This window comes from Streptomyces sp. WAC05292, from assembly GCF_003949955.1.
In the GTDB taxonomy this organism is placed as follows: domain Bacteria; phylum Actinomycetota; class Actinomycetes; order Streptomycetales; family Streptomycetaceae; genus Streptomyces; species Streptomyces globosus.
On record NZ_RPSE01000380.1, the window covers coordinates 1 to 6037 of the forward strand.

Below are 6037 nucleotides of genomic sequence, written 5' to 3' on the forward strand. Positions count from 1 at the left end.
CCTCGCGCGGGGTGACCGTGCCGAGTCCGCCGAAGGCCGGGCGGACCGGCTCGGGGGCACGGACGGGGGCCGGCGCGGGCTCCTCGCGCTTGGTGGACGCGGCGCCGATGACGTTGTCGCGGCGGGCCGGCGGCTGGCCGCCGTCGAAGCCGGCGGCGATGACGGTGACGCGCACCTCGTCGCCGAGGGCGTCGTCGATGACGGCGCCGAAGATGATGTTCGCCTCGGGGTGGGCGGCCTCGCTGACCAGCTGGGCGGCCTCGTTGATCTCGAAGAGGCCGAGGTCCGAGCCGCCGGAGATGGACAGCAGGACGCCGCGGGCGCCGTCGATGGACGCCTCCAGCAGCGGGGAGGAGATCGCCATCTCGGCGGCGGCCACGGCGCGGTCGTCGCCGCGGGCCGAGCCGATGCCCATGAGGGCGGAGCCGGCCTCGGACATCACGGACTTGACGTCCGCGAAGTCGAGGTTGATGAGGCCGGGGGTGGTGATGAGGTCGGTGATGCCCTGGACGCCGGAGAGCAGGACCTGGTCTGCCGACTTGAAGGCGTCGAGCACCGAGACCTGGCGGTCCGAGATGGACAGCAGCCGGTCGTTGGGGATGACGATGAGGGTGTCGACCTCTTCGCGGAGCTCGGCGATGCCGTCCTCCGCCTGGTTCGCGCGGCGCCGTCCCTCGAAGGTGAACGGGCGGGTGACGACGCCGATCGTCAGGGCGCCGAGCGAGCGCGCGATGTTGGCGACGACGGGGGCGCCGCCGGTGCCGGTGCCGCCGCCCTCGCCGGCGGTGACGAAGACCATGTCGGCCCCCTTGAGGACCTCCTCGATCTCCTCGCGGTGGTCCTCTGCCGCCTTGCGACCGACTGCCGGGTTGGCTCCGGCGCCGAGCCCCCGGGTGAGTTCGCGGCCGACGTCGAGCTTGACGTCGGCGTCGCTCATCAACAGGGCCTGTGCGTCCGTGTTGATGGCGATGAACTCGACGCCCTTGAGACCGACCTCGATCATTCGGTTGATGGCATTGACACCACCGCCGCCGACACCGATGACCTTGATGACTGCGAGGTAGTTCTGCGGTGCTGCCACGTCGAAGGCCTCTCGCCTCGAGTTACGTGTCGCCGCCTCGCGGGCCTGCGGTGCGACGACTGATGCCGAAATGTGGGACGGTCCGAACGCGCCGACCCGAACCCTAACCCTGAAGTTTAGGGTTAAGTATGTGCCTGTTCCCTGGACTCTTCCGAACAGGACACTAAGTCGACAAGTAGCGCGTGTTCAACGAACACGCCGAACCTCCCGTTTTTCTTTTCACCCTATGTGATCACCCGTATCGGTGGCCAACCAGGGTGCGCCGCTGTTCGACCCGGCGTCAACTCCCGGACACGGCAGGGGCCGTGGGGACGCTGACGTCGAAGTGCCCTGCCTTGGGGGCGGCCTTGAGGAGGGCCGTCAGCGCGCGGCCCTTCGCCGCCCCCTGCCCGCCGCTCCCCCACACGACCTTCCGCCCGCCGGTGAGCTCCAGCACGACCGAGTCGTACGAGGCGACCTTGACCTGCACGGTCTCCTTGGCCACGGGCGCCGGCAGGGCCCCGGCGACCCCCACCGCCTCGCGCAGCAGCCGCTCCTCGTCGAAGCGGCGGCCGCTCGGCGAGCGGGAGGCGTCGAGGGCGAGGAGGGGGACGCCGGCCGGTGCTTTCGCAACCGTGTCGAAGCGCACACCCGAAGCGTCCACTTCCACGAAGTTGGCGTCCTTTTTGATGAGCAGGACGGGTTTGCGCTCCGTCACTTCCAGACCGATTCCGCGCGGCCACGACCGTTCCACTTCGACCGAATCGACGCGGGGCAGCCGCGCGCGTACGCGGCTTTCGATCTCGCCGGTGTCCACGCTCACGAGCGGCGCGCCGACGGGCACGGCCGCCGCGGCCAGGACCTGCTCGGCCGTCAGCACCCGGGTGCCGGCCGCGGTGACCTCCTCGACGCGGAACCAGGAGGAGCCGTACAGCACCCAGCAGGCGCCGCCGGCGAGCAGCGCCGCCGCGGATCCCAGGGCGAGCAGCCGGCCCCGGCCCAGGATGACGAGGTGGTCGGCGAAGGCGGCGGTCTCCGACATCAGGTGGCTGGAGACGAGCACGGTCCGGCCCTCCGCGGCGAGGCCGCGCACCAGCTCCCGGATCCATATGATCCCCTCGGGGTCGAGGCCGTTGGCGGGCTCGTCGAGCAGGATGACGCCCGGGTCGCCGAGGAGGGCGGCCGCTATGCCGAGCCGCTGCCGCATCCCGAGCGAGTACGTCTTGATCCTCCGGTCGGCGGCGGGGGCGATGCCCGTCCGCTTCAGCGCCTCTTCCACCCGTCGCGCCGGGATGCGGTTGGCGGCCGCCAGGGCGCTCAGGTGGCTGCGGGCGGTCCGCGCGCCGTGCGCGGCGTGGGCGTCGAGCAGCGCTCCGACGTGCAGCAGGGGCTGTTCGAGGTCGGCGTATCGGAGGCCGCCGACGGTGGCCGTTCCGGATGTGGCCCTGTCGAGGCCGAGGAGGAGCCTGAGGGTGGTCGACTTCCCGGCGCCGTTCGGGCCCAGGAAGCCCGTCACCCGGCCGGGAAGTACATCGAAGGTGAGGTGGTCCACGGCGGTCTTCGCGCCGTATTTCTTGGTCAGTTCCCGGATGTGGATCGTGTTCATGCCTCAAGGTTCGCGGCGGCCGGCGTCCTCGGTCCTCCCCCGCGCGGGGAGATCGTCTCCCCCGTGCGGGGGAGGATCCGCGTGGTCGCCCACTGACACGATGGGGGCATGAACCGACTGATCAGGGCGCCTCTCCAACCGCTCACCTACTCGCGCTGGCTGCACCTGTGCGTGCCCATGCTGCTGGTGGCGCTGTGGGGGTTCATAGACCCGCGGCACTTGTGGGTGCCCGCCCTGATGGTCGCGCCGCTGGGTCTGCTGCCGCGGGTGAGGATGGCCGAGGGCCTGCAGGCGCGCTTCCTGCTCACCCCCGACGAATGGAGCTCCGGCGAGGGCGCCATATCGGCGTCGCCGTCGAAGCGGTGGGGAGACCGGTGGCGGACGGTCCTGTGGCTGGAGGTGCGCATGCTGCTGGCGGCCGCGGCGATGTTCGCGACCGTCGTCCTCGCGATGGTGACCGTCGAACTGCTCGCCCTCGCTCTCGGCTTCCCCCTCGGGGACGCGGAGGTGCTGCCGGTGGTGCCGCCGCGGTGGCTGGCAGCTCTGCTCGTCCCGCTGCCGCCTTTGGCGCTGGTCACGGTGGTGCACCTGATGGGTGACCTGGTCACCGTCGTGGCGGTGCGGCTGCTGGGGCCGTCGACCGCGGACCGGCTGTCCGTCCTGGAGGCGCGGACCGAGCAGTTGCTGGAGCGTACGCGCATCGCGCGGGAGCTGCACGACACGATCGGGCACGCGCTGACCGTGGCGGTGGTGCAGGCCGGGGCGGCGCGCACCGCGGGGGATCCTGCCTTCACCGAGCGGGCGTTGGACGTCATCGAGGAGACGGGGCGCGCTGCTCTGGAGGACTTGGAGCGCGTGCTGGTCGTGCTGCGGCATTCGGGACCCCGGCCGTCCCAGCGGCCGACCCTCGCGGACGCCGGCCGGCTGCTGGATTCCACTCGGGCGTCGGGCGCGGTGGTGGACGCGGAATTGGCGGGGCCGCTGGAGTCGCTGCCGGATCCCGTTTCCCAGGAGGCGTACCGGATCCTGCAGGAGGCGCTCACGAACGTGCTGCGGCACTGCGGACCGGTCCCGGTGCGGGTACGGGTGGAAGTGACGAGGAGGGGGCTGGAGTTGGAGGTGGCCAATCCGCTGCCGGCGGACGCGGAGGCGTCCGGTCCGGGCCCCGGCGGGGCCGGGGCCGGGGGCGGGAGCGGGAGCGGGAGCGGGCTGCGGGGGATACGGCAGCGGGCGGCCCGGCTGCCGTTGAGGGGAATAGGCTGAGCGGATGTCTGTGACGGTTCTGCTCGTCGACGACGAGCCGCTGGTGCGCGCGGGTCTGCGCGCTGTGCTGGACGCCCAGCCCGACATCGAGGTGGTCGGGGAGGCCGCCGACGGGGCGGCCGTGATCCCGCTGGTGCGGCAGCTCCGGCCGGACGTGGTGGCGATGGACGTGCGGATGCCGCTGCTGGACGGCATCGAGGCGACCAAGGCAGTGCTGAAGAGCATCGACGAACCGCCGAAGATCCTGGTGGTGACGACCTTCGAGAACGACGAGTACGTGTACCGGGCGCTGCGGGCGGGGGCCGACGGGTTCCTGCTGAAGCGGGCGCGGCCGTCCGAGATCGTGCACGCCGTGCGGCTGGTCGCGGAAGGGGAGACGCTCCTCTTCCCGGCGGCGGTGCGGTCGCTGGCCGCGGAGTACGGAACGAGTGCGGCGCGGGCCCGGCTGGAGCGGGCTGCGTTGACGGAGCGGGAGGAGGAGGTGCTGCGGCGGATGGCCCGCGGGATGACGAACGCGGAGATCGCGGCCGAGATGTTCGTGGGGGCCGAGACGGTGAAGTCCCATGTGAGTGCCGTGCTCGCGAAGCTGGGTGCCCGGGACCGGACGCAGGCGGTGATCGCGGCGTACGAGTCGGGGTTCGTCGCTCCGGCCTGAGAGGGGGAGTCGTCTTCCGCGGGGTGCGGCCAGGGGGGCGCTTCTCGCCGCCGCTGCGGGCGGGCAGTACGATCCGGCTGACGGGCTCGCCGGCTGGGAGGAAAGACGTTGGGGCAGCTGACCGGCGGAGATCCCTCTCTGCTCCGGCGGATCAATTCGGCCGTGGTGCTGCGCGCGCTGCGGGCCGCCCAGTCGCCGACGCTCACGGACCTCACGCGGGTGACCGGCCTTTCCCGGCCGACCGTCGAGGGCGTCGTGGAGCAGTTGATGGGCACCGGGCTCGTCGTCGAGGCGGAGGCCGAGGAGGGGGCCAGGCGGCAGGGGCGGCCTGCCCGCAGATTCCGGTTCCGGGCCGAGTCGGGGCACCTGCTCGGCATCGAGATCGGCTCGCACCGGATCGCGGTCCTGCTGTCCGGGCTGGACGGCCGGGTGATCGGGGCCGGTACGAAGGACATCGCCGAGACGGCGCCGGCGGACGAGCGGCTCGACAAGGTCCGGGCGGCCGTGGCGGATCTGCTGCGGCGTGCGGGGGTGCCGCGGGACTCGCTGCGGGCGGTGGGGGTCGGCAGTCCGGGGATCGTCGAGGCAGACGGCACCGTGCGCCTGTGCACGGCCCTGCCGGGGTGGACGGGGCTGCCGCTCGGCGAGCGGCTGCGGAGGTCCTTCCGCTGCCCGGTACAAGTGGAGAACGACGCGAACGCGGCGGCGCTGGCCGAGCACTGGAAGGGGGCGGCGCAGGACACCGACGACATGGTGTTCGTGATGGCCGGCCTCAGCCCGGGGGCTGGGTCGCTGATCGGCGGACGGCTGCACCGCGGGTACGGCGGGGCGGCCGGCGAGATCGGCGCGCTGCATCTGCTGGGCCGGGAGGTGACGCCGGAGAAGCTGCTCTCGACGACGGGCGAGCCGTTGCACCCCTTGGACGAGCAGGCGGTGGCCGAGGTGTTCGCCATGGCCCGGCGCGGGGACGAGCGGGCCGTGGCCGCGGTGGAGCGGTTCATCCAGCGGCTCGTGCACGACGTGGCCGCGCTGGTGCTGGCGATGGACCCCGAGCTGGTGGTCGTGGGCGGCTGGGCCGCCGGGCTGGACGGCGTGCTGGACCCGCTGCGGCGGGAGCTGGAGCGCTACTGTCTGCGCCCGCCGCGGGTGGCGCAGTCGCTGCTGGGTGAGGCCGCGGTGGCTACCGGCGCCCTGCGGCTGGCGCTGGACCAGGTCGAGGAGGAGCTGTTCGCCGTGGAGAAGTCGGTCACCTCCCGCCGCCGCTGAGCCCCGGGCGGGAAGCCGTGGACTGCCTCGGTTCCCCCGCCTCTCCGCTCACGGTCCTGCCCGTCGGCCTCTCCGCTCCCGGTGTCCTGCTCGGTCGCGGGGCCCGGCAGGGCAGCGGGCGGGAGTGGCCGCGCCTGGTGCCCTTCTGGCTGCATCCCCTCCCCCGGCCCCTGGCGCGGAGCAGCCC

General features: G+C 72.8%; 5 protein-coding genes. 3 read left to right on the forward strand and 2 right to left on the reverse strand.

All coding sequences use genetic code 11. The features are described from left to right. Positions 1 to 1081, reverse strand: a 1081-nt coding sequence (gene ftsZ / locus EF903_RS27180; RefSeq protein WP_125547535.1) for a cell division protein FtsZ, incomplete at its 3' end; no start/stop codon positions are given. 280 nt (positions 1082 to 1361) lie between these two features. Next, complete coding sequence (locus EF903_RS36170) at positions 1362 to 2666, reverse strand: FtsQ-type POTRA domain-containing protein (RefSeq protein WP_125547537.1); 1305 nt, start codon at positions 2664 to 2666, stop codon at positions 1362 to 1364. Positions 2667 to 2774: 108 nt separating this feature from the next. On the opposite strand from EF903_RS36170, the gene EF903_RS27190 reads away from it, so the two are divergent. The 3 genes from EF903_RS27190 to EF903_RS27200 all read left to right on the forward strand — a co-directional run bounded on the left by EF903_RS27190 (position 2775) and on the right by EF903_RS27200 (position 5850). Further along, positions 2775 to 3929, forward strand: a complete 1155-nt coding sequence (locus EF903_RS27190; RefSeq protein ID WP_125547539.1) for a sensor histidine kinase — start codon at positions 2775 to 2777, stop codon at positions 3927 to 3929. A 4-nt stretch (positions 3930 to 3933) separates the two neighbouring features. Further along, positions 3934 to 4584 (forward strand): response regulator transcription factor, encoded by a 651-nt coding sequence (locus EF903_RS27195; protein ID WP_125547541.1) that lies wholly within the window; start codon positions 3934 to 3936, stop codon positions 4582 to 4584. A 108-nt stretch (positions 4585 to 4692) separates the two neighbouring features. After that, a complete protein-coding gene (locus EF903_RS27200) occupies positions 4693 to 5850 on the forward strand; it encodes an ROK family transcriptional regulator (RefSeq protein ID WP_125547543.1) in 1158 nt (385 codons plus the stop codon). Positions 5851 to 6037: the final 187 nt, after the last annotated feature.

What these genes read in the sequence shown, in the direction of transcription:
- EF903_RS36170 (WP_125547537.1), bottom strand. Translation starts at nt 2,666, where the DNA reads ATGAACACGATCCACATCCGGGAACTGACCAAGAAATACGGCGCGAAG.
- EF903_RS27190 (WP_125547539.1), top strand. Translation starts at nt 2,775, where the DNA reads ATGAACCGACTGATCAGGGCGCCTCTCCAACCGCTCACCTACTCGCGC.
- EF903_RS27195 (WP_125547541.1), top strand. Translation starts at nt 3,934, where the DNA reads ATGTCTGTGACGGTTCTGCTCGTCGACGACGAGCCGCTGGTGCGCGCG.